Raw genomic sequence first — 23,854 nt, 5'->3', positions numbered from 1 at the left:
CTCAATATTGACCTACTATCTCACTTAAATAACTAAAATGAAGAACGTGTCGTGCAAGAAAAAGCTACTTTCCAGTCCCACAAGATACTCTTTTTTAATACCTTTGCATTCACGGTATGTTTTGCTGTTTGGATGCTAAATGGAGTGTTAGTTACCTATCTCGCGGCTAACCAGGTTTATGACTGGGGACCGGTTGAAATTGGTTGGCTAATGGGCATTCCAGTGCTTACTGGTGCTATTTTCCGTTTACCAGCAGGAGTTCTAACGGATAAATTCGGTGGTAAGCCTATTTATGCTACCTTGTTGTTTTTATGTGCAATCCCTATGTACTTGTTGTCCTATGCTGACAGCTTTTTGTTTTTTGCGCTTTGCAGTTTTGGTTTTGGTTTAGCCGGAACTAGCTTTTCTATTGGTATCGCATTCACGTCAGTATGGTATCCAAGAAAGCAACAAGGTTTGGCCTTAGGTATTTTCGGTGCAGGTAATGCGGGTGCTGCTATAACTACGCTACTTGCACCAACACTACTCAATCAGCTAACCAATGACGGTGCCAATATTGACGGCTGGCGTACCTTGCCGCAGATATATGCTATCGCGTTAATAATTACGGGGGGAATATTCCTCTGCTTTACTGAAAATAAAAAACCAGCCACTCACGCCAAACCCGTCAAAGAAATGTTACAGCCATTAAAGAACATTCGAGTTTGGCGATTTGGACTTTATTACTTTTTGGTGTTTGGCTGTTTTGTGGCATTTTCTCAATGGCTGGTTCCTTACTTTGTTAATGTCTATTATGCCCCTTTGGTTACCGCAGGGATTTTAGCTGCATTATTCAGCTTTCCTTCAGGTGTAATACGCGCGGTTGGAGGCTGGATGTCAGACAAATGGGGTGCTCGAAAAGTCATGTACTGGATATTAGGTTCTTCAGTGATTATCTCACTCATGCTGTCAATACCTAAAATGGAGGTTTACTCTGCAGGTCAAGGAATTATGGCAACACAGTCAGGTACGGTGACTGCGGTTTCTGAAGATTTCATTACTGTTAATGATAAAGTTTATAGGCTACAAGCAAAAACCAGTGGTTTTGAACAGCTTGAAGATCAGCTGTTGGTTTTTCCCACCAAGGAAACCTGGCAAGAAAGTGTTGTTATTGTTGGACAACAAGTTCAAAAGAAAGAACTGCTTGCGAAAGGTGTCACTCGAATTTACTTTCAAGCCAATATGTGGATATTTGCGGTCTTAGTCATTTTGCTTGGGAGTATTTGGGGAATTGGAAAAGCAGCTGTTTACAAACATATTCCAGATTACTTTCCTGAGGAAGTTGGTGTTGTCGGTGGCATGGTTGGTGTTTTGGGAGGGCTTGGAGGATTCTTTTGTCCTATCATTTTTGGTTACTTGCTGAATTGGACAGGTTTATGGACTAGTGCATGGATGTTTATGTTTGTGATTTCCTTTATTTGCCTATTTTGGATGCATCGTACGATTATGCAGCAAGTTCAACTTCCATTTGACTTGGAATCTAAAATAAGTGGGTTACTTCGTGCTGATGGTGGTCGCCTGCTGTCGCCATTAATTACCTGGAGTGATCAGTTTAGTGTTGGCATTAAAGAAATTGATCTTCAACACAAACATATGATGCAACTAATCAATGCGATAGATGAGTGTGTTCAAACGGGGGGTAATTTTGAAAAAATATTGCCGATTTTTAATGAGCTAGAGGAATATACTCGGTCACATTTTGCTAATGAAGAAGCGATGTTGGAAAAAAACCAATGTTCAGAGTTTGAGGCTCATAAGCGAAGTCACCAACAGCTTTTGCAGGAGCTGACTGACTGGCGTAAGAAGGCTGCTAGTAGCAGTAGTGATCGTTTAGTAGAGTTGATGGCTGTTCTGAAAGTATGGTTCCCAGGACATATTCTTAACGCCGATAAGAAACATGCTGAGTTTTTTCATTAATACCTGACTGGAAGATTCTCTTACTTCAAATCAAATAAAAACACCCAGCTTTATGCAAAGTACTAGATGCAAAGTACTGGGTGTTTTATTAATTAGCTTGATAAAGCTTGACTGACTTTAAGACCATCCAAATCAACACTATAGCTGGCGCTGGAAGAAACTGTAATAAATAACACTTTTTCTTTACTGACACTGGCCCGAATAAACATGCCTAAAGGAATAGCAATCAACCGACTGCCTTGTTGAATAGCAAACATAATATTGTAGTAATAGCTGGTATTGTCTCCAGTTTCTTTTGACCAAAAAATCCAGGCGCTTTCGCTGTGGCGATGGAGGTTAGTAAAGCCAGCAGAAATTGAGTCTAAAATTTTCTGCTTTAGCGAACTTGGTACTGTACCTCCTAATACTACATTAACCTTATCTGCAACCTGATCAATGGTTGAGCCAGGATTGCCATTACTGAAGTGAGCTTGGATTTGCTGATCAACGGTTAAGCCAGAACGCTGTGCTAATGAAATAGCTTCTGCAGTATTGAACTGTAAGGAAGACGCGTTTAAAGCGTTTTGAAAAATACGAGTCATGTTTATTGCTTGTGCTACATACTGGGGGTCAACATTAAACATGGTTTTGAAATGTAAGCTCTGGCTTGACTCTGCAAGAATAGCATTTTTTTGCCCAGAAATGACCAGTCCACTTAGAATAACCGGGCTGGTAAAGATAGCAGGCTTTAAATCATCGGCAATATACACTAGAGGACCTCCCTGTGTGATGTCATGACATGCACTTGCCAGCATTATTGTTAAAAAAATTATGTTTTTGTCTAAGTCAACCTAGTGGCGCAACGACCTGAAATCCTTTGATGGCAATGCTCATTTCTTGTTCTTTTAATGTAAGGCGAAGTTTTTGAGTTTCGTCTTTTTTACCCAGCACTTCTTCAATAGGGTCATGAATGGTGACTGTTAAAACCAAAGGACCTGCAGCTAACATAGAGCCGGTACTGGCGTTTTGAGTGATGATAAACATGTTGTAGGTGTAAACTGTTTTATCTGCATCTTTTCCAGCCACAGAACAGATATTGAACCACGGTTTGTCTTCTTGAGCATTTAGGTCACAAAAGGCATGCGCAATAACATTATTAAATTGTTCATTATCACTAACACCCATGGTACCTTGTTCTTCCAAGGCTTTGGTGATACTTGATGTTAATGCGGATAACGTTTTATAAGACTTGGTTAGCGTCGTATTTGTTGTAGCAACAATCGCTAAGTCTGCCTGGTTTTTTGCTGTGTCCATGGCTTTTTCCATGTCAAACTGGCCATCAGCATTAATATCTTTTTCAAACAAATCAGCAATCGCTAATGCCTGCTGTACATATTGTTCATCTTCAAGATTCAAAAAAACCTGAAAGGGAACGGGATTACTTTTATTGGGATAAATTTCAATTGTCACAGTATGCTCCTTGTGTATCCCATTAATGAGTGATTAACTCAATGCTTCAACAATAACCATACTCTTGAATTCCAGGCTCTGGTTGATTGTCGATCCGGCGACCAGAGATAGAACATTAGCATCAGATTGGTTAATCTGAATATTAACGCTGGTAAGTTGACCAGACATTACAGATCCTGTTGATTTATTTTGAGTAATGTTGAACATATTATATTGATAACTAATCGAGTCTGAGGATTGGTTGAACACTGTAAAATATCCGCCATTCTTCTGAGCATTCAGATCAATAAATGCTCTGGCAGCTGCAGCAAAAGCGGCCCAGTTTTCCGTTGCAGCACCCTGAACCATGCTGATCAGATTCTGTAACTGATCAATTGCTACCCAGACTTGCTGTTTACTGGTATTACTTTTAACTGTTTTAGTACCAATGACTGCAAAAGACTCATGTTCCTTGGCAATGGTTAATGCTTTCTCAAAATTAATGCCTTCTTTTTTCGAAACAATATCATCGAAGGCTTTAACCATGTTAACGCCTTGATTGACGTAAGATAGGCCAACATTCAGGGTAGTACTAAAATGACCTCTGTCACCTGACATATCATTTGGGTTGATTATAACATTATTCATAATGGATTCACTTTGTGTGATTGATAAAGAGTAACATTGAGAACTCATTGATCATGTTGCAATGAGTTTGATTTATTAAGTTTAAATATTATTAATAAAAAATTCTCGTCACTGAAACTTAGCGTTTCTCATTAAGAGGTGGTTAGCTTTAATGTTTATAAATTTAGCTACTAAATTAAAATATAAAAATGCCATAGCGATGGCTATGGCATTTCTACAGTCACGTTAGCTTTTCAGGGCTTCAACCACAGTAATTGACTTAACATTAACAGAGTAGTTGTGTTTGTCTTTGGTGGTTATCCAAAGTACTTTTTCTTTATCGACATCAACCGTGATCGTCAGGCCAATAGGTGCTGCAGCCATTACAGAACCTGTTTCCTGGTTAGCTACTGCAAAAAGAATATTGTAAGTATACGTCGTTTTATGTTCGCTTTCTTTACTCCAGAAAATCCACTTGCTATCTTTTTGCTCGTTAAGATTAGTAAACCCTTGTTCGATAGTATTCTCAAACTTCTTGTAAGTTGCACTTTGTTTATCAAGGGCAACGCCTACGACAGTATCCAGTAAAGCCATGACATCACTCACCATGGCAGAAACTTGATTATCTTGTTTAACGATAGATTGATTTACTGTGCCAATAACCGCCATTTCTGGATGCTGCTGGACAATTGACAAAGCTTTTTCAAAATTAAACTCAAGATTTTTACTGTCAATGGCGTCTTGAAAAACACGTGACATTTGGATTGCTTGAGCAACATACTGTCTAGGTACTTGAAACAGTGTATTAAAATTAAGCTTTGAATCAACACCATCCTTAGCCAAATCTTTGCTATCAACAACTAAAACGCTATCAAAAGTCATACTTTAATCTCCCTATTTAAAAGTACAGATAAGTGTAGCTCAATAGAAAAATGGTTGAGTAAAAAAAATCTGTCAAGTAAATGTCAGTGATAATTTTGAGGGGCAGCCATGCTCAGATAACATCGGGCTTTATTTGACTAATAGGTCAGTTAATATATACCCAATACGAATGGTTTTTAGGTGCGCCCATCGAGTGACGAAGTCCTATGAGCCTATATTAATAGGTGCTTGGGGTGAGGAGTGACGATAACAAAACCTCGAAATCATTCGTGATGGGTATAAATACAATTTTTGTGACATGTGTAAGGTAAAATGATTTATAACCACTGAAAAGGGCAAGCGTAGCGTATAAGTCGTATAGTGGTGACTAACAGAATGAGGTTGGTTGCCAATCGGTCAATAGCTGGCTAAACTGTCATGGTTTTGTATCAATAGAGTCATAATAATGCAAGTACAAACTGTTGATTATTTAGCCGATGATTGTGCTCAATCCTTTGTGGAGTCACTAAGAAATACAGGGTTTGGTGTCATCAAAAACCATCCAATTTCTCAGTCACTTGTCGAGTCAATTTATAAAAACTGGTACGCATTTTTTGTCAGTGAAGAAAAGCACCAATATTGCTATAACACAGAGACACAGGATGGGTATTTTCCACCTGACGTTTCTGAGGTCGCCAAAGGTCATCAAGTAAAAGATATTAAAGAGTATTATCATATTTATCCATGGGGACAAATTCCTGCCTCATTAAAAGCTGAAGCCATGAGCTATTACCAAATGGCTAACACGTTAGCAACTGAACTGTTAAGCTGGGTCGAAGCATATACACCAACAGATATAGCGCAACACTATTCAATGCCATTATCTAAAATGATAGAAAATAGCCGCAATACATTACTGAGAGTTTTACATTATCCACCATTAACGGGGGAAGAAGAGCCAGGTGCTATTCGTGCGGCAGCCCATGAAGATATTAATTTACTTACTATTTTACCCGCAGCCAATGAGCCTGGGTTGCAAGTAAAAGGAAGTAATGGTGAGTGGTTAGATGTACCTTGCGACTTTGGTACGCTCATTATTAATACCGGTGATATGCTACAAGAAGCGTCACAAGGTTATTTTCCTTCAACTACGCATAGAGTTATTAACCCTACAGGGGGTTGTCGAGATAAATCTCGTATTTCTTTACCGTTGTTTTTGCATCCTAACCCGGATGTTGTCTTGTCTGAGCGTTATACGGCAAGAGAGTATTTACACGAAAGATTAAAAGAGCTTGGAGTAATATAATGGCTGACTCTGAGCACCAAACACTACTCAAAGCGAAGTTAAATCTTGAAACATCGATGATTGCATGGAAAGATTTACAGCCTTATTTTGCTGCTGGGCAAGTAATAGCTGTTAATGAAAATCTAGACTTAATTGATGTTGCTGCTCAGATAGCACAGGATAATAAAAAACAAATCGAAGCCTGGATGACTGAAAGCAAAATTGCCAAAGTAACCGATCAGCAAGCTACTAACTGGTATGAGCAGGATTCTTCACTATGGGCTGTGGTGATTCGACCATGGATACTAGTGCAGGAAAAAAAATAATCATTTCAGGATTGTAAATATACGGTTATCCATTATAAATCTTCCAGAATTTTATCATATTGTCCGCTTTCCTTAAGCTTAGCCAAGCCTTCATTGAAGGCTTGCAATAATGTAGTCAGTCGCTCGCTGTTTATTTTCTTAGAAAATGCAACACATATGGGTGTGTTTTGTAATGGTTTATTATGATAAGTTATTCGAGACGCTTGACGCACGGTAAATTTATTCTTGATTAAAAAAAGACCAACCAGTTTTTCCATAGGTACCAAATCAGCTCTGCCTGCTAAAAGCATTCTAAACTTTTGCTCATCATTATTTGAATAAATAATATTCATTTGATTTTGTTTGGCTGCTAAGTCAAATTCATTCCCATAGGTATATTTTTTTGTGGCAATAGTTCTTAAATGCCTTACGTCATTAAGTGAGTTCCAGTTAAACTTAAATGCTTTTAGATGAAAGAAAACTTTTGTTGAGAATGTTACTGGATCACTAAATATAAAGTCTTTTTTTCTGTCATCTGTTGGTGCCCAGGCAAGGGATGCATCTGCTTGACCATCTGCGGTAAGAAAATAACTTCGTTGCCATGGATAATACTTGATATCTACAGAATAGCCTTCTAATGAAAAGGCTTGAGTTATTATCTTAGTGAAAACGCCTCCTCCCTCTAGATCATGTGATGTATAGGGAGGCCACTCGCCAGAAGTAATGGATACGGTTTTAGTTGTATCTGTAACTGACTCTGTTTCTTCACAAAAAGCGTTTAAAAATATAAAAATTAAACTAACTGAGAATAGCCTAATCATAGAGTTTTAAAAAATACCTTTGTATAGATCGCTTAGGAAATCATCATATACTTTAGAATCCTTTAATTCCTTAACGCCTTCATTGAATGCCTTTATTAATTCAGCGCTCTTTTTATGTTTCTTGGAAATAATAAGATGACCTGTAGTTGAGCGTAAAGGCTTGTTGTGAATGGTGAGAGTATCTTTAGCTACAGGTAGTTCAGAAGATACTATTCTCCACCCAGTAATTTCGTCCATAGGGAAAATATCTACTTTTCCTGCTGCTAGCTTTTTAAAGTTACTAATGTCAGAAGCGATAATATCTGAGTTAATTACTTTTTTGTCGACTAAATCCCAAAGTTCTTCCGTATAGGTGTAACCCCTTGTGAGCGCGAACTTGAAATCTTTGAGTTCTTCAAGTGTGTTCCAGTCTGGAATATTTGTTTTTTTTAAGTGAAATAAAACTTCTCGGTGTTCAGAAATGGGTACGCTAAAGAGATATTCTTCTTCTCGTTCTTTATTAGTGAATGAGAAAGAAACACCATCAAATTTATCATGGCCTTCTATCAGTGCACGTTTCCACGGACGATATTTAAATTGAACATCATAGCCTTTTTTTTCAAATGCCGCTTTTATTACACGGTTAACAAAACCATTATGCTTTGCTTTTGAGCTGGTAAAAGGTTCGTACTCAGTAGCGACAATTGTAAGCTTTTCGGCACTATGAGCTATAGTGGGCATTAAATAAAAGCATGATAGTATAAATGGGAATATAAAGGTGACTTTCATGATAATACCTTGAAGTAAATTTTACCAATTAAGTGGTAATGCGTATTCACGATCCTTAACTAGTTTAGTCCAAAACTTTGGTTAGTCAGGCGTTGATTTATGTTGTGTCACTCACTGTATCTGTATTCAGCCGCATGTATTGAATAGGCATTCGCCTGGTGAATATACCCTTCACGAATGATTTCTAGGTTTTGTTATCTTCACTCCTCACCCCTCACCCCTCACCCCAATCACCTATTAATATAGGCTCATGGGACTTCGTCACTCGATGGCCGCACCTAAAAACCATTCGTATTGGGTATATTATTGAGTTGAAAGGTATATATGCTTGGTTATTGCAATTCGCTATAATCCGATGCTTTGTTGGTTACTTATAAATAAGTTGATTATCGCCATGCAGCCATTACCTGAACTCGATGATTTTTTGTTGTGTAAAACGCCGGAGGAGTGGATACAGGCAGCACTTGATGAGCCGGAAATTCTATTAATTGATCATGCAAACTGTGAAAAAAAAGCGGCTTCGACTGCATTAAGGCTTATGTTCAGGTATCCAGAACATGTCGACTTACAATATAAAATGTCGCGTTTGGCACGGGAAGAATTGAGGCATTTTGAGCAAGTATTTGCCATTATGCAGGCTAGAAGTGTTGTCTATCAAAAACTGGGACCTGCACGTTATGCCAGTGCACTGCGATCAGGTGTGAGAACCCATGAGCCTGCTACATTAGTGGATATCTTGATTATTGGTGCGTTTATTGAAGCTCGTTCTTGTGAGCGCTTTGCGGCATTAGCTCCACATTTAGACGAAACATTAAATAAATTTTATTGCTCTTTACTCAAATCCGAGCATCGTCATTTTCAGGATTATTTACGTTTAGCCATGCAATATAGTGAAGAGCCGATTGTGGAGCGAATATCATTTTTTGCTGAAATGGAAAAGACATTAATCTTAAGCTCTGATACAGAATTCCGTTTTCATAGTGGTTTGCCACAACCTAAAGCTTAACGTGTTAAAAAAATACATCCCCTTCATGAGTACACTAAGTTACATGAAGGGGAAGTTTGGCTTTGCTTAAACAGAAAACGGGCTAAAGAGGAAATTCCGTCAAGCTGAATCCAGCTGACTCATCCCAATGCAGCATCCAGCCTTTTTTGTCCCAATCACCCAACACAATACGCTGTGCGGGTTGTTGATTGATGGTTAGGGTGTGAATTGCCGGACGATGGGTATGACCATGAATAAAACACTTAACATCATGTTCCGTCATTAGCTTCTCAACTTCTGCCGGTGTGACATCCATGATCTCATCGGTTTTGGCCTGATTGGCCGCTTGGCTTTGGTTCCGAATGTTTTCTGCCATGGCAATTCGCTCTGCCACTGATAGTGATAACAGCTTCTGTATAGTGGCAGGATTACGAATATAGTGGCGGAAGGCCATATAGTCTTTATCTGCTGTACATAGCTGATCACCATGAGACAACAACACAGGCTGATCACCCAGGGTGATAACACAGGGATCTTTTAGTAATTGAACACCTGTCTGTGCAGCAAAGTCTTCGCCGATCAGAAAGTCGCGATTGCCGTGCATGAAATACACGGCGGTGCCACTATTAATCAGCTGTCGTATTTGACTTGCCACTGTTTGTTGCAGGTCATCCATTGCATCGTCACCCAGCCAGGCATCAAATAGATCACCTAAAATGTACAGTGATTCAGCTTGTGGAGCTTGCTCAATTAAAAATTGAGCAAGCGCGGCTGTCAGGTCGGGACGTTTTGCCTGCAAATGCAAGTCAGAGATAAACAGCACAGACATGGTGATTAGGCTTCTACCAGTTCAGCGGACTCAATGATAACTTCTTCAGCAGGTACATCTGCGTGAAAGCCAACACTTGTGGTTTTAACGGCTTTAATACGGTTGACCACATCCATCCCTTCAACCACTTCACCAAATACCGCGTAGCCCCAGCCTTCAATTGTCTTAGAGCGGAAGTTTAGAAAGTCATTGTCAGCTACGTTGATAAAAAATTGTGCTGAAGCTGAGTGGGGATCTTGAGTCCGTGCCATGGCAATGGAACCAATCTTGTTTTCCAGGCCATTATCTGCTTCATTTTCGATAGGCGCATTAGTGTCTTTTTCTTGCATGCCAGGAGCAAAGCCACCACCCTGAATCATGAAGTTATCAATAACACGATGGAAAATAGTGTTATCGTAATGTCCATTCTTTACGTATGCTTCAAAGTTAGCCGCTGTTTTAGGTGCTTTTTCATGGTTGAGTTGAATTTTGATATCGCCAAAGTTGGTGTGCAAAATAACCATGCTATCGCCTTGTTGGGTTATGTTAATTAGATCAATATCTGCTGTGTTTTCCACCTTGACGCAAGCCAGTAACAAGCGTTCATTATGAAAGGTGGAAAACCTATACAGTCATCGTTTATCACTGTAGCATGACAAGATAGACTTCAGTTAGGTTTATCACAGCATGAAAAGGGCGCTATAATAGCGCCTTTACCTATTGCTCCGCAAACTACGCCTCCCCGCTGGGTAAACACTGGCCTATGCTAATGTGTAGGAATAGATGTGAAAGCATGGTGTTTGTTTGAGATTATCCTGCCACGACGTGGGTTTTTCTCTTAGTTACCGCCATGTGTCGTATGAGGGGAGGGATATTGTGTATTTATTTGACGGGTTTACAGTAAGCAAGTATGGATCATCAAGAAACAACACGTCCGAATAACTTTATTCAACAAATTATCAGTGAAGACCTAAAAAACAATAAAAATAATGGTCAGGTTCACACACGTTTTCCACCAGAACCTAACGGTTATTTGCATATTGGCCACGCTAAGTCAATTTGTTTGAACTTTACTCTAGCGGAGCAGAATGGTGGCGTCTGTAACTTGCGTTTTGATGACACTAACCCCGAGAAAGAAAGTCAGGAATTTATCGAGGCCATTCAAGAAGATGTACGCTGGTTAGGTTTTCAGTGGGATGGCGATGTTCGTTACACGTCTAGTTATTTTCAGGCACTGTATGATTATGCGGTTGAGCTGATTAATAAAGGCAAGGCTTATGTTTGCTCACTCAATGCTGAACAAGCCAGAGCATATCGTGGCACGTTGACAGAGCCAGGTAAGAAAAGCCCTTATCGTGAACGTTCTGTAGAAGAAAATCTGGACTTGTTTGAGCGGATGCGTCGTGGTGAGTTTGCTGAAGGTGAACATGCACTTCGGGCCAAAATTGATATGGCCTCGCCCAACATGAATATGCGGGACCCCATTATTTATCGTATTCGTAAAGTAGCGCATCACCAAACAGGCGATGAGTGGTGTGTATATCCCATGTATGATTTTGCTCATGGCTTGTCGGATGCTATTGAAGGCATTACTCACTCAGTTTGTACCCTGGAGTTTGAAGATCATCGCCCATTGTATGACTGGTTTTTGGATCAATTGGATGTGCCTTGTCACCCTCAACAGATTGAATTTGCGCGGCTGAATGTGAATTACACTGTCACCAGTAAGCGTAAATTAAAGCAATTGGTTGATGAGCAAGTGGTTGATGGCTGGGATGATCCCCGTATGCCAACCATTGCAGGAATGCGTCGTCGGGGCTTTACACCACGTGCCATCCGAAATTTTTGCGAAGCAACAGGGGTCACTAAAAGTGAGGGTGTGGTTGATGTGAGCATGTTAGAGCATGCCCTGCGGGATGACTTAAATAAACATGCTCCAAGAGCAATGGGCGTGTTACGCCCCTTAAAAATTGTGCTCACTAACTACCCGGAAGAACAGGTTGAACAGTTAACGGCTCCTGTGCATCCTCAAGATGAATCGATGGGAACTCGGACTTTGCCATTTGCCCGTGAGCTTTACATTGATGCAGAAGACTTTAAAGAAGAAGCCAACAAGAAATTTAAACGTTTAGTGTTGGGTAAAGAAGTTCGACTGCGTAATGCGTATGTTATTCGCTGTGATGAAGTCATTAAAAATGATGCTGGTGAAATTATTCAATTACGCTGTACATATGACCCTGAAACACTGGGCAAGGACCCTGAAGGTCGCAAAGTGAAAGGGGTTATTCATTGGGTGAGTGCAGCACACTCATTGTCAGCCGAAGTAAGACTTTACGATCGGTTATTTGATGAGCCAAGCCCCGATAGCAACAAAGAGCGTGACTTTAAAGAGTTCCTCAACAAAAACTCGTTGCAGGTGCTAACAGGATGCCGATTGGAAGCTAGTTTAACCGATGCTAAGCCCGGACAAGCCTATCAGTTTGAGCGAGAAGGGTACTTTTGTTTAGACAGTAAAGCAGGTGGTGAAGAATGTTTGGTCTTTAACCGAACCATCACCTTGCGGGATACCTGGGCAAAAATTGCGAATGAAGCAGGATAAGAAAAAGGAAAACAGTAGCTGTGTTGAAGATTTATAACACACTGACCCGTGAAAAGTCTGAATTTAAACCGTTGCAATCGGGTAAAGTCAGTATGTATGTCTGTGGCATGACCGTGTACGACTACTGTCACCTTGGTCATGGTCGCGTATTTGTAGCCTTTGATGTCATTGTCCGCTATTTGCAAGCCAAAGGTTATGAAGTTAACTATATTCGCAATATCACAGACATTGATGACAAAATCATTCGTCGCGCTCAGGAAGCCAATGAAGACTGGCAGCAATTGGTGCAGCGTTTTACTGATGCTATGGATGAAGATTTTGCAGCGTTAGGTATTGGTAAACCTAATCTGGAGCCAAAAGCAACTGAGCATATCGATCAAATTATTGCCATGGTGCAAACCTTGATCGATAAAGGCATGGCTTATGCAGCAGATAATGGTGATGTTTACTATGTTGTAGAAAAATTTGCGGGCTATGGTCAGTTATCCGGCAAAGTACTTGATGAGCTGCACTCGGGAGCTCGGGTCGAAGTCGATGAAGCTAAGCAAAATCCGCTGGACTTTGTATTATGGAAAGCAGCAAAACCCGGTGAACCAGCGTGGGATTCGCCTTGGGGTAAAGGGCGTCCTGGTTGGCATATTGAGTGTTCTGCAATGTCTACTTGCTGCCTGGGCAATACCTTTGATATTCATGGCGGGGGACCTGATTTAAAATTCCCTCACCATGAAAATGAAATAGCCCAGTCCGAAGCGGCTACGGGTGAAAAGTACGCAAATGTCTGGATGCACGCGGGTGCACTGCGCATTAATGATGAAAAAATGTCTAAATCATTAGGTAACTTTTTCACCATACGTGATGTGTTGGCTGATTTCCCGGCAGAAGTCGTGCGTTACTTCTTGCTAGCGAGCCATTATCGTAGTCCCATAAATTATAGTCTTGAAAGCTTAAAAGAAGCTGGAGCAAGCCTGGAGCGCTTTTACCATAGCTTGCGAGGACTTACTTTACCTCAAGCACCAGAGAGTGAGTTTAGCTCGCGTTTTTATGCGGCGATGGATGATGATTTTAATACGCCAGAAGCGCTGGCCGTGTTGTTTGATATGGTTCGAGAAATCAACCGTAATAAAGCAGCTCAGCCTGACCAGGCGTCACAGATTGCGGCTGAAATGAAAGCATTGGGTGATGTGCTTGGCCTGCTTCAGCAGGACCCAGAGGCATTTTTTCAGCAGCAAACATCTGATGTTGATCCGCAGCAGGTAGAGAACTTAATTGCACAGCGAAATGCGGCGCGTAAACAACGTGATTTTGCTAAGGCGGATGAAATAAGAGATCAGCTTCAAGCAATGAGCGTGGTATTAGAAGATAGCCGAGAAGGGACAAAATGGCGTGTTGAAAAGTAAATATTTAATGAAATAAACATGTCGTATTGTTGATTTCTTTTAAATACCCTCTACAAAACCACAACTTACATGTTGTGGTTTTTTTTCATATACCCAAAGCGAAGGACTTTTATACCCCAAGGGCACAAGGGTGCGGCCGTCAAGTGATGAAGTCACAGGCGCTTATAGAAATAAGTGACTGTGGTGGTCGTTAAATGCTCCTCGGCAATAGCGCCTGCATTGCTCTACTATATGACATCCATGTCATTATGCATAAACTGCATTCCCACCATCCTTGGAGGTCAAGAACGCCGACAACAAACCCTACTAATGTGTCGAGAACACATTAGAACAGCTTCGCTGGTCCGTTAGGGTGAGCGCTATGGATAGCGCACATAAAACTGATTCGTGAAGGGTATAACTTGAGTAAGTTTGCTGCTCATATACTAAGACTGAAGTATAAGACTATTATTGATTGCTTATTCGCATAAATTGCTGTTTGTTGTCCTGTAAGCTATCTCCTAATCTTAACAATGTTTACTGATAGGCTTAAAGGAGTAAGCAATGGATGTGCGAATAGGAATCGCAGTCAAGCTAACATTTATACTTTCGCTTTTTGCGCTGACCACTATTGCGCTTCAGGTTTACAGCTACTATCACCAATACCAACAAATGACCCTGCAACGAGCACTGCAAGTGAAAACCCTTGTTGAGTCTGTGCATGCTATTTCTCAACATTATTACCAACAAAGAACAGAGCAGGGTGAGGCTCAAGCTAAACAAAGTGCGTTATCGGCTATTCGAGCGATGCGTTATGGCCAGGGAAATTATTTTTGGATAAATGATACGAGTAACCGAATGGTGATGCATCCATTAAACACTGATTTACAGGGTAAGGATATGTCTAACCTGAAGGATCCGGATGGTGTTCCCGTAGTGGTAGAAGCAACACGTGTCGCATTAACGGGCGGTGACTGGTTTGAGTATCAGTGGCATCGTGCGGGAGAAGGGGAACAGTTTTTTCCAAAAATTTCTTATGCACAACTTTTTGAACCCTGGGGATGGGTGATTGGTACGGGAGAATATATTGATGATATTCGTAATGAATTTTGGTCCAGTGTCAGGGTTAATGGGATAGCTTTTGGGCTGTTATTAGTGCTGGTCATGGCTGGGAGCCTGTGGTGGGTGCGTCGAATTACGCAGCCCGTAAAAGCTATGGTTAAGGTGATGAAAGCTGTTGAGCAAGGGGACTTGCAACAGCAAATGCAGGTAGTGACCCAGGATGAGATTGGGGTGCTGACAGGTTCATTTAATAGTGTTGTGCAGTCACTGCAAAAGATGATCGGCAGCCTCTACCTGTCGGTGGAGACATTGTTAACTGAGGCTAATGCTCTGCGACAGGAATCCAAAGCAACCAGTGATGCTTTATCTGCCCATGATCATGAAGTAGAGCAGCTGGTTACGGCAATGCAAGAGTTGCAAAGTACAGCCCAGGATGTAGCCAGAAATGCCAGCTTAACAGCGGATCGCACATCACAAATGGTCAATGCGGTCAGTGGGGGAGAGCAGTATGTGGGCCAGTTACAGCAACATAGTCAGTCACTGGCAAGTGAGTTAGTGGATGTCTCCAGTGCTATCAGTCAGCTTGACGAAAATATGCAGAAAATTGCGGAATTTATTCATGAGATCAATGAAATTTCCGCCCAAACTAACTTATTGGCCTTAAATGCCGCGATTGAAGCGGCAAGAGCTGGTGAAAAAGGGCGGGGGTTTGCAGTGGTTGCGGATGAAGTCAGATCGTTGGCATCGCGCACTCAAGATTCCACCCAGTTAATTCAGGAATTAATTTCAGGTTTTAAAAACTGTTTGTCGTCTGTTGTCGTGGCGATGAATGATAACCGTCAGCGGTCTGAGCAGGGGGTTGAACATGCTGTACAAACCCAAAATGTATTCAACTCGGTGGTCCAAGATGTTCAGGATGTTGACAGTATGAATACCCAAGTTGCAACTGCAGCAGAAGAACAGGTTAATGTCATTGCAGAAATGAATACTAATTTAGAGCGTATTCAGCAAGAAGCATCAACCTCAGCTGAAAATGCAGATAAAGCATTTACCCATAGTGAAAACCTGGATCAACAAGCGCTGATGATTCAGCAGCAGTTAGCGCGCTATCAAATTGGGTAACGGCATGATGTTTTTGGAAAGGGGGTGTTAAACAGTGGCATCCCACAAAGCAACAGCATGTAAATTACTCTATTGTCGCCAGGGAGGGACAACAGGGTATAGCCAGTTGGGAGGAGGCGAACCAATCAGCTATGTTGAAAGCACAAATATAACGGTGGATGATATACAGCACTCGGTACACTTTTTATTAGTTGCTTTCCCTCATTGGACCATGCGCGCTCGAGGTCAATATGAATTTCAGAATGTTTCTGTGTACTGGGTTCATGTGGGGGATGGACAATGTAGTCTGGCATTACAAAGTCCAGTTGTTGAAGTCTACTATCCTCACAATGTAGGTGAGCACAGTGCTTGCTTAGGGTTTGCTGTCAATAGCTTACCCACCTTACAGAAGCGATTAGCGCAAGGGGGCTATAGCATTGAAAATCTGGTTGAACCTGTAGGTAAGCAAGGTCAGCGTGTCTTTTATCGTGATGAAAATAGCATTAGCTATGAGTTTGTTGAATATGCCACGAGTGATGTATTGATGCCTGTGGTTTAACAACTGAAAGACACAAAAAAACCTGCAAAAAGCAGGTTTTCTATCACCATCCTGGTGGCTATTCCATTGAGCCCATCCCTAGACCCAGATCCTTAGGTCGTCACACAAGCAATGGCTGGAAAGTCCCTGACGCATCCATACGCTTTAGCTCCCTTAAGCTTCATGCTGCCAGCCATCATCGGATGTTATGATCCATGAATTGCAGGGATGATCAAAGTGATAATTGTTAATGATGTGTGTAGGAAATTAGCCATAAAATACAGCTAAGGTTGTCTTAGTTTTGTTATTGCTTTATTAGATTGTGCTTTTTGCGCAAGGAATTCGCTTAAAAATACTTGCTAACCAGAGATACACCACGTAATGTAACAAGGCATTTTTAGAGGTGCCCTTGGTGTGTCCTTTTGGGTAAGCAAGTTTAAAAATTAACCCTTTTTTAGTCGCTGGAGGATAGACATGAGTGTAATGAAATTATTCTGGGCTAATGGGATGAGATGTATCTAAAGGCAAAATCAGTGGTAAATAGCTAGCAGACCTATAAGTAAGCAAAAATCTACATCTGGATGGTAACGCAGGTGTTGTTTTTCGTTGCTTGACACACTCCTCCTATATAGCCCGGTATTTCTAGCCGGGGTTTTCTATTGAGAAGCCCTAGAAGTCATTTTTAATCAGGCTTTTCTCTTATGTTTATCAATCATTTAACACTTGGTTGGAAACCTTTTTTTCAGCAACAATTAACACTTGATGAATTGTCTTCAACGATAGCAGCCCGGATTGTGGCTATCCATCGCTCACATATCCAAGTGCTGATACCTGATGCGTCGTTTTCTATCGATACGCAATTATGTGCAAAGCTGCAACCACTGGCTGTGGGGGACTGGCTGTTATTTGAGGCCACTCTTTTACAGGATAATGCCAGACCGTTACGGCGGCTGTCTCGCCTGTCACTCATTGCGCGTAAAGCGGTTGGTGAACAAGTGGCTGTGCAACCTATTGTGAGCAATATTGATACGCTATTTATCGTTTCTTCCTGTAATCAGGATTTTAATATTTCACGGCTTGAGCGCTATTTGGTATTAGCATCAGAGGCGCGGGTTACACCTGTTCTTGTCTTGACCAAGTCAGACCAGTGTGCAGGTGTTGATGATTTTGTCGCCCAGGCGCGAACGCTTCAGCCTGGCCTTATGGTTGAAGTCTGTGACGCTCGAGATCCATTACACTTACAGGGGCTGCAGGCATGGTGTAAGGTAGGTCAAACCGTGGCCTTGGTAGGATCATCAGGTGTGGGTAAATCGACACTGATAAACAGTTTATGTCAGCAACAGGCTCTAACCCAGACAATTCGTGAAGATGATGCTAAGGGACGTCATACCACGACAGCAAGAACACTCTATGTGATGGATAGTGGGGGCTTATTAATTGATACACCAGGGATGCGAGAGCTTCAGTTACTTTCATGTGAAGAGGGAGTACAAAGTGTATTCGCTGATGTTGAAGTACTCATCAATAATTGTCGATTTAGTAATTGTACTCACGAAAATGAACCAGGCTGCGCTATTCAGCAAGCTTTAACCTCAAATCAGCTGGACCCGCGTCGCTGGAAAAATTATCGGAAATTGCTTAAAGAGCAGCAAAGGAATGCTGAAACTATCGCTCAGCAGCATCAACGTGACAAGCAGTTTGGTAAGCTATGCCGCAATATTCAGCGAGAAAAACAAAAAAGGAAAAATATAAATGATTAACTTGTATTAAATGCTTATTTATTTTTGGTAAAAAAATAGGATATTGAAGCTTATAATAGCCTGCTCTTTGAGCAGGTTTTTTTTAGGATTATTTTTTAAGTAGTGTTTAATAATACATCGAGTCACCTATTTTAATCTGGCTTTATCAAAACTGGATATAATGGGGGGATATGGTCTATAAGCATAGTGGTTTCACCATGAGTAGTGGTTGAAGGAGATTTATTGTTCTAAAGATTTAGCAGTTGTACACAACGAGTGTGTATATAAATGTCTAAAGACTGACGTACTAAAGCAGTAAAGCGAGGGCTGACATGTCATTCACGATCAGGACAAGTGCCTGCTACCTTCCAGAGCAAACTATTTCCGCAGAAGTGCTGGATCAACGTTTGCGCTTGACTCCAGGTACATGTCGGCAACGTTATGGCGTTGATTACCGGCATTATGCAGCATCCCATGAAACCGCACTCTATATGGGGGCTATGGCGGGGAAAAAGGCACTAAGGCAAGCAGGTATGGCACTAGAAGAACTGGATTTGCTGGTTTGTGCCAGTGGGACCAGTCATCAGGCGTTACCCTACAATGCGGCAGGAATTCTTAATGAGCTGGGGGCTGAAACCCCTGTGGCCAGTATGGATGTGAATGCCAGTTGTTTGTCTTTTTTAACTGCGCTGGAGATGTGTCATTGTGCATTACAATGTGGGCGCTATCAGCGAGTGATGATTATTTCAAGTGAAGTTGCGAAGGTGGGGGTGACGGATACCAAAGCTGAAACGGCCACTTTATTTGCAGATGGTGCGGCGGCTTTTATTTTAGAGGCATCTTCATCAGCAGGTGGGTTAACGTCAAGCCTGTTTCAAACCTTTCCTGAAGGCTATAACTTGTGCCAGATTCGTTCGGGAGGTAGTGGGTTGCATCCTGCTCGTTATGATATGGAAGCTGTCGCTTCAGGGTGCTTTTTTGAAATGCAGGGTAAAGCACTTTATAAACTGGTTTCTAAACTGGCACCAGAATTTATTAAACAAGGCCTTAGCAAAGCCGGTTTAACCATGGCGGATATTGAATATATTGTTCCTCATCAAGCCAGTTATGCAGGGTTGGCACATTTAACACAACGCCTTGGCTTTGCGCAGGATAAAGTCATTAATATCTTTGCGACCATGGGCAACCAAATTGCGGCATCGATCCCGATTGCTTTACATAATTTATTGGTTCATCAGCAACCTCCTGCAGGAAAAAACGTGCTGCTATTTGGCTCAGCAGCAGGACTGTCATTAGGTTTAGGTGTATTGCAGTTATGAAATTATTAGTGACTGGAGGCACGGGTATGCTGGGACAAGCCATTGTCCGAAAATACCATACTCAACATTCCATTCGCTTTTTAGGTCGAAATCAAGTCATTGGCAAGCAGCTTGCCAGTAGTACACACAGTGAATTTGTTTGTGCTGATTTACAACAGCAAGCGTTATTGCTTGACGCTTGCCAGGATATTGATGCGGTCATTCATTGTGCGGCATTATCGAGTCCTTGGGGTAAGCATCGAGATTTTGTATTGAGTAATGTAGAGGGTACAGAAAATATCCTGCAAGCTGCAACACAAAATAAGGTTAAGCGATTTGTACATATTTCTACGCCAAGTGTTTACTTTAATTTTCAAGATAAAATGATGATAAAAGAAGAGGAACCCTTGGGACCTGTATTTTGTAATGACTATGCACAAACAAAAGCGTGGGCAGAAAAAAAGGTGCTTAATAGTACATTAAATAGTGTTATTTTACGGCCACGAGGAATTTTTGGCCCTTATGATCAAGCGATTTTGCCACGTATTTTAGCGGTTATTCGTCATGGGATATTGTGGTTGCCTTCAGGACGAAATCCTATTGTTGACTTGACTTATGTGGACAATGTCGCTGATGCCGCCTTATTATCAGCAGAACAGCCTGTTGCATCCAAATCGGTATTTAATATTACCAATGATGAACCGATGCCTATGCAAACCGTTTTACAGAATTTATTTTCAACACTGCAGCAAACTGTACAGATTAAAACATTGCCCTATCCATTGATTGCGCCCATTATTCGTATGAATGAATGGTGTTGTCGGAAACTGCCAACATTACCTGAGCCCAAATTAACCCGTTATACCGCAGCGCTTTTTCATTATCATCAGACGCTTGATATTACGAAGGCCAAAAATCAATTGGGTTATCAGCCCCAAGTATCGATTAAAGAAGGAATTCAGCGTTATGCCCAGTGGTATCAGCATCAGGCTGTTTGAAGTCGGTCATTGTGTTCACCCTGGTTTTATGGTGAAACCAGGGTTAGGCTGGGCCCCAAAAGCTTTTCCTGCCGGGGTGGCATTAATTAATCACCCGCAACAGGGCTATATACTTTTTGATACTGGCTATCATCAACGCTTCATGCAGTGTACTCGACATTTTCCTGAACGTGTTTATGCTTTAGTGACACCGTGTTCGTTATCAGAGACAGAAACGCTGGTATCACAGCTTGCACAGTTAGCGATTAAACCAGAAGATATAAACCATGTTGTGTTGTCACATTTTCATGCGGATCACATCGCAGGTGTTTGTGAATTTAATGAGGCAAAGGTTTATTGTCATCCTGATGCCCATCATTTTATGACACAGGCTAACCGTTTTAATCGTATTCGCAAAGGATATTTGCAAGGTTTATTAACACCACAACAATTGTCTTATGCTGAAGATTTAAGTCTAACAATGATCAATCATTTTCCTTTGGATTTGGCTAATGTTTTGGGATTAACAACAGGATCTCTTGGTCTTCAAGCATATGATTTATTTGGTGATAAGGCACTGTATTTGGTGTTTTTGCCTGGACATGCGGCAGGGCAAATGGGGTTATTGGTACGTTTGGCTGAAGGTTTTTTATTTTTATTAGCTGATGCCTGTTGGCTTATTGACAACTTGAGAGATGGCGTTAATCAACATTGGCTGGCAAATATTGTCTGTGATAATCGACAGGCATATCAAGATACATTGAATAAACTGCGAACTTGTTATGAACAGACTAAGGATAAAGTTATATTTCTGCCTTCACACTGCCAGGAAACACTGAATCAATTAAAACAGCGTGGCTGGATTAGCTAATGGAAAAGTTGAATATACTTCGCCATTTAATGATGAGCCGCTACCGTCGTTTTAAAACACGCTCCCAATTAGTTGAATGGCAACAGCACCAAGTAGCGCGACATTTGGATTGGGTTACTCAGCATTCACCATTTTACCAGGCATTTCGGGGCAAACCATTAGCAGAATTCCCACTGATGTCAAAGTCGCTCATGATGGAGCACTTTAATCAACTGAATACACGGCAACTGGATCGAGATCAGTTATTTGCCTGTGCTTTGAAAGCAGAGCAGGAAAGGGATTTTAGTCGTTCAGTCTTAAAGGATATTACGGTTGGTTTATCTTCAGGCACTTCAGGACAACGCGGATTATTTTTAGCTTCGCAAGCAGAGCGTCACTGTTGGGCAGGTTATATTCTAGGTCGGTTATTGCCAAGTTTATGGATGCCGCAACGTATTGCGTTATTGCTTCGAGCAAATAGCCCGTTATATCAAACGGTACAACGAGGGCATATTCGTTTTCACTATGTGGATCTTACTCAACCACTCGATCAATGGATGGCGGAGCTGACGGCATTTAACCCTACCTTATTGGTAGGCAGTGCTCAGGCGCTTCAATTGTGTGCCCAGGAACATCAAACATTGTCACCCTCATTAGTGGTCTCGGGGGCGGAAGTGTTAACGTCTACTGACCGAGCGTTGTTAGCTGCCAAGTTTAAATGCCCAATTCATGAAATATACCAATGCACTGAAGGTTTTTTGGCGTGCACGCAAAGGGATGGTGTTATGCGTTGGAATGAGGATATCGTGCATATTGAGCCACATTGGCTAACACCAGATAAAACACATTTTTCTCCTATTATCACTGATTTTAGACGACGGACGCAGCCGATTATTCGTTATCAGTTAGATGATGTTATTGCGGTTGTTAACGAACAGGGCAGTGAACACAATGCTGCTCAAGAAGAAAAAGGCCAACTAAAGATAGCTCGTTCTTCACCTGTAGTTTTCCAAGCTATAGGGAGTATTGCCGGGCGTACCGGTGATTTACTGAAATTACCGGGTGCGAATCATACACCAGTTGCGGTGTTACCTGATTTAATATACCGAGCTGTAAGCTTGATGAGTGAAGGGCCTCTAGATTATCGAATTACTCAAATCAAAATAAATCGTATCCAGATTGAAAGTGACCTGCAGCATGCAGCTATTGCAATGGCTTTGCAGCAACTTTTCAAGCAATTACATGTGGATGTAAGACAGGTACATTTTGAATATCAGCCACGTCCACAGTGGCATCCTTTAACTAAACAGCGACGTGTGGTCAATCTGTGGTCATCTTAGTGACAGGTGCACGAGCCCCCGTAGCCATTGAGTGGGCGCGATTACTAATGCGGGCAGGTCATCAGGTTTGTTTGGCAGATAGTATGGTTTGGCCTTTGGGGCGTTTTATAAAGGGTATACAAGGTTATGTTCGATTACCTTCACCTCGCTTTAATTTACAGCAATATAAGCAGGCGTTAATTAAACTGTTAAGGGATAATTGCATTGAATGCATTATCCCTACATGTGAAGAAATATTTTATTTGGCGACGATCAAAGAAGACGTTGAAGCGCAACTGGGCGAGCAAAAAGTAGAATGGTATTTACCAGATTATGACCTGTTGTTTAAATTACATAATAAATTTACTAGTTTATCCTTATTATCAGGGTTAGGTCAGGTACAGATACCTTCTACAGATTATTGCCAGCACCCTGATGATATTGTTGATGATAAAGCATCTATTTTAAAGCCTGTGTATTCGAGATTTGGCCGTCAGGTTATTCGTCGTCCTTACCAAGGTGTGCTTACATCTGATCAGATTACCCCTGCGATACCATGGGTCCAACAGCAAAAAATAGTAGGGCAGGCGATATGCAATTATGCGCTTTTTCAGCATGGTCAACTAATAGCTCATCAGGCTTATTTGCCAAAATATTGTATTAATCAGTCGGCAGCGAGTTATTTTGAGCCTTATTGTGATAAGCGCTTAGATGAGTTTATTCGACAATTTGGTGAGAGAACACAGTATCACGGACAGGTTGCTTTTGATTTTATTGAAGAAAACAATGCGCTCTATGTCATTGAGTGTAACCCAAGAGCAACCAGTGGGCTACATCTATTAGCTTCTGGTTTAACAGTCAACGTCAATGGTCATTTTTACTATAAACCATCTGTAACCAGATCATACCGGCTTGGTAACATCATATTTTATGGCTTTTTATTTAAGGAGCCGTTTAAAAAGTTATTATTTGATTATCGATGTGCTGATGATGTTTTTGCCGATAGTGCTTACCCATTATTCGTTGGTGGACAGTGCCTAACTTTGGCTGAACTATGTTTTCGTTGTGTACGTTATCGACGGCCAATGACGGATATCAGTACTTTGGACATTGAGTGGGATACACCATTAGACAAAGAAGCTAACTAGCCA

At 41.3% G+C, this 23,854-nt stretch carries 22 protein-coding genes; 14 read left to right on the top strand and 8 right to left on the bottom strand.

Going from position 1 to position 23,854, the window contains the following annotated elements:
• Positions 1 to 51 precede the first annotated feature (51 nt).
• Positions 52 to 1,956 carry an MFS transporter gene (locus KHS79_RS26305; RefSeq protein ID WP_212721279.1) on the top strand — a complete coding sequence of 635 codons (1,905 nt, stop codon included), beginning with the start codon at positions 52 to 54 and terminating at the stop codon, positions 1,954 to 1,956.
• Positions 1,957 to 2,048: 92 nt separating this feature from the next.
• On the opposite strand, the gene KHS79_RS20040 is transcribed toward KHS79_RS26305, so the two are convergent.
• The 4 genes from KHS79_RS20040 to KHS79_RS20025 form a co-directional block, all read right to left on the bottom strand.
• Positions 2,049 to 2,705, bottom strand: a complete 657-nt coding sequence (locus KHS79_RS20040; RefSeq protein WP_027708760.1) for a cytolytic delta-endotoxin — start codon at positions 2,703 to 2,705, stop codon at positions 2,049 to 2,051.
• A 76-nt stretch (positions 2,706 to 2,781) separates the two neighbouring features.
• Positions 2,782 to 3,405, bottom strand: a complete 624-nt coding sequence (locus KHS79_RS20035; protein ID WP_027708759.1) for a type-1Ba cytolytic delta-endotoxin — start codon at positions 3,403 to 3,405, stop codon at positions 2,782 to 2,784.
• A 33-nt stretch (positions 3,406 to 3,438) separates the two neighbouring features.
• Positions 3,439 to 4,032: a type-2Aa cytolytic delta-endotoxin gene (locus KHS79_RS20030; protein WP_027708758.1), complete on the bottom strand. Its 594-nt coding sequence runs from the start codon at positions 4,030 to 4,032 to the stop codon at positions 3,439 to 3,441.
• A gap of 225 nt (positions 4,033 to 4,257) precedes the next feature.
• Positions 4,258 to 4,893, bottom strand: coding sequence for a delta-endotoxin CytB (locus KHS79_RS20025; protein WP_027708757.1), 636 nt, complete (start codon positions 4,891 to 4,893; stop codon positions 4,258 to 4,260).
• A gap of 445 nt (positions 4,894 to 5,338) precedes the next feature.
• Here KHS79_RS20025 and KHS79_RS20020 point away from each other — a divergent pair, with 445 nt between their 5' ends.
• On the top strand, positions 5,339 to 6,178 hold the full coding sequence (locus tag KHS79_RS20020) for an isopenicillin N synthase family dioxygenase (protein ID WP_212721277.1): 840 nt from the start codon (positions 5,339 to 5,341) through the stop codon (positions 6,176 to 6,178).
• The gene (locus KHS79_RS20015) at positions 6,178 to 6,483 is read left to right on the top strand and encodes a DUF2288 domain-containing protein (protein ID WP_212721275.1); all 306 of its coding nucleotides are present in this window, start codon (positions 6,178 to 6,180) and stop codon (positions 6,481 to 6,483) included. The genes KHS79_RS20020 and KHS79_RS20015 overlap by 1 nt, the downstream gene beginning before the upstream one ends.
• A gap of 32 nt (positions 6,484 to 6,515) precedes the next feature.
• Here KHS79_RS20015 and KHS79_RS20010 read toward each other — a convergent pair whose 3' ends face one another.
• Positions 6,516 to 7,283, bottom strand: a complete 768-nt coding sequence (locus KHS79_RS20010; protein ID WP_027708754.1) for a substrate-binding periplasmic protein — start codon at positions 7,281 to 7,283, stop codon at positions 6,516 to 6,518.
• Between the two features lie 6 nt (positions 7,284 to 7,289).
• Positions 7,290 to 8,051 carry a substrate-binding periplasmic protein gene (locus KHS79_RS20005; protein ID WP_027708753.1) on the bottom strand — a complete coding sequence of 254 codons (762 nt, stop codon included), beginning with the start codon at positions 8,049 to 8,051 and terminating at the stop codon, positions 7,290 to 7,292.
• A 394-nt stretch (positions 8,052 to 8,445) separates the two neighbouring features.
• Here KHS79_RS20005 and miaE point away from each other — a divergent pair, with 394 nt between their 5' ends.
• A complete protein-coding gene (miaE, locus tag KHS79_RS20000) occupies positions 8,446 to 9,057 on the top strand; it encodes a tRNA-(ms[2]io[6]A)-hydroxylase (protein ID WP_027708752.1) in 612 nt (203 codons plus the stop codon).
• Positions 9,058 to 9,139: 82 nt separating this feature from the next.
• On the opposite strand, the gene KHS79_RS19995 is transcribed toward miaE, so the two are convergent.
• Positions 9,140 to 9,865, bottom strand: a complete 726-nt coding sequence (locus KHS79_RS19995) for a UDP-2,3-diacylglucosamine diphosphatase (protein WP_212721273.1) — start codon at positions 9,863 to 9,865, stop codon at positions 9,140 to 9,142.
• 5 nt (positions 9,866 to 9,870) lie between these two features.
• Positions 9,871 to 10,368, bottom strand: a complete 498-nt coding sequence (locus KHS79_RS19990) for a peptidylprolyl isomerase (protein ID WP_027708750.1) — start codon at positions 10,366 to 10,368, stop codon at positions 9,871 to 9,873.
• Between the two features lie 386 nt (positions 10,369 to 10,754).
• Here KHS79_RS19990 and KHS79_RS19985 point away from each other — a divergent pair, with 386 nt between their 5' ends.
• From KHS79_RS19985 to KHS79_RS19940, 10 genes are all read left to right on the top strand, one after another.
• Positions 10,755 to 12,443: a glutamine--tRNA ligase/YqeY domain fusion protein gene (locus KHS79_RS19985; protein ID WP_212721271.1), complete on the top strand. Its 1,689-nt coding sequence runs from the start codon at positions 10,755 to 10,757 to the stop codon at positions 12,441 to 12,443.
• A gap of 23 nt (positions 12,444 to 12,466) precedes the next feature.
• Positions 12,467 to 13,840: a cysteine--tRNA ligase gene (gene cysS, locus KHS79_RS19980; RefSeq protein WP_212721297.1), complete on the top strand. Its 1,374-nt coding sequence runs from the start codon at positions 12,467 to 12,469 to the stop codon at positions 13,838 to 13,840.
• 543 nt (positions 13,841 to 14,383) lie between these two features.
• Positions 14,384 to 16,003 carry a methyl-accepting chemotaxis protein gene (locus KHS79_RS19975; protein ID WP_212721269.1) on the top strand — a complete coding sequence of 540 codons (1,620 nt, stop codon included), beginning with the start codon at positions 14,384 to 14,386 and terminating at the stop codon, positions 16,001 to 16,003.
• Positions 16,004 to 16,037: 34 nt separating this feature from the next.
• The gene (locus KHS79_RS19970; RefSeq protein WP_212721267.1) at positions 16,038 to 16,541 is read left to right on the top strand and encodes a VOC family protein; all 504 of its coding nucleotides are present in this window, start codon (positions 16,038 to 16,040) and stop codon (positions 16,539 to 16,541) included.
• A 680-nt stretch (positions 16,542 to 17,221) separates the two neighbouring features.
• Complete coding sequence (gene rsgA / locus KHS79_RS19965; RefSeq protein ID WP_212721266.1) at positions 17,222 to 18,280, top strand: ribosome small subunit-dependent GTPase A; 1,059 nt, start codon at positions 17,222 to 17,224, stop codon at positions 18,278 to 18,280.
• A gap of 311 nt (positions 18,281 to 18,591) precedes the next feature.
• Positions 18,592 to 19,578: a 3-oxoacyl-[acyl-carrier-protein] synthase III C-terminal domain-containing protein gene (locus KHS79_RS19960; protein ID WP_212721265.1), complete on the top strand. Its 987-nt coding sequence runs from the start codon at positions 18,592 to 18,594 to the stop codon at positions 19,576 to 19,578.
• The gene (locus tag KHS79_RS19955) at positions 19,575 to 20,555 is read left to right on the top strand and encodes an NAD-dependent epimerase/dehydratase family protein (RefSeq protein WP_212721264.1); all 981 of its coding nucleotides are present in this window, start codon (positions 19,575 to 19,577) and stop codon (positions 20,553 to 20,555) included. The genes KHS79_RS19960 and KHS79_RS19955 overlap by 4 nt, the downstream gene beginning before the upstream one ends.
• Positions 20,524 to 21,405 carry an MBL fold metallo-hydrolase gene (locus KHS79_RS19950; RefSeq protein ID WP_212721263.1) on the top strand — a complete coding sequence of 294 codons (882 nt, stop codon included), beginning with the start codon at positions 20,524 to 20,526 and terminating at the stop codon, positions 21,403 to 21,405. The genes KHS79_RS19955 and KHS79_RS19950 overlap by 32 nt, the downstream gene beginning before the upstream one ends.
• Positions 21,405 to 22,724, top strand: coding sequence for a F390 synthetase-related protein (locus tag KHS79_RS19945; protein ID WP_212721262.1), 1,320 nt, complete (start codon positions 21,405 to 21,407; stop codon positions 22,722 to 22,724). The genes KHS79_RS19950 and KHS79_RS19945 overlap by 1 nt, the downstream gene beginning before the upstream one ends.
• Complete coding sequence (locus KHS79_RS19940) at positions 22,724 to 23,851, top strand: ATP-grasp domain-containing protein (RefSeq protein ID WP_212721261.1); 1,128 nt, start codon at positions 22,724 to 22,726, stop codon at positions 23,849 to 23,851. The genes KHS79_RS19945 and KHS79_RS19940 overlap by 1 nt, the downstream gene beginning before the upstream one ends.
• The last annotated feature ends 3 nt before the right edge of the window (positions 23,852 to 23,854 follow it).

This window comes from Zooshikella ganghwensis (assembly GCF_018263875.1).
GTDB classification, from domain to species: domain Bacteria; phylum Pseudomonadota; class Gammaproteobacteria; order Pseudomonadales; family Zooshikellaceae; genus Zooshikella; species Zooshikella ganghwensis.
Note: the sequence above shows the minus strand (reverse complement) of the source record. Positions and strands in the feature narration are given on the sequence as shown.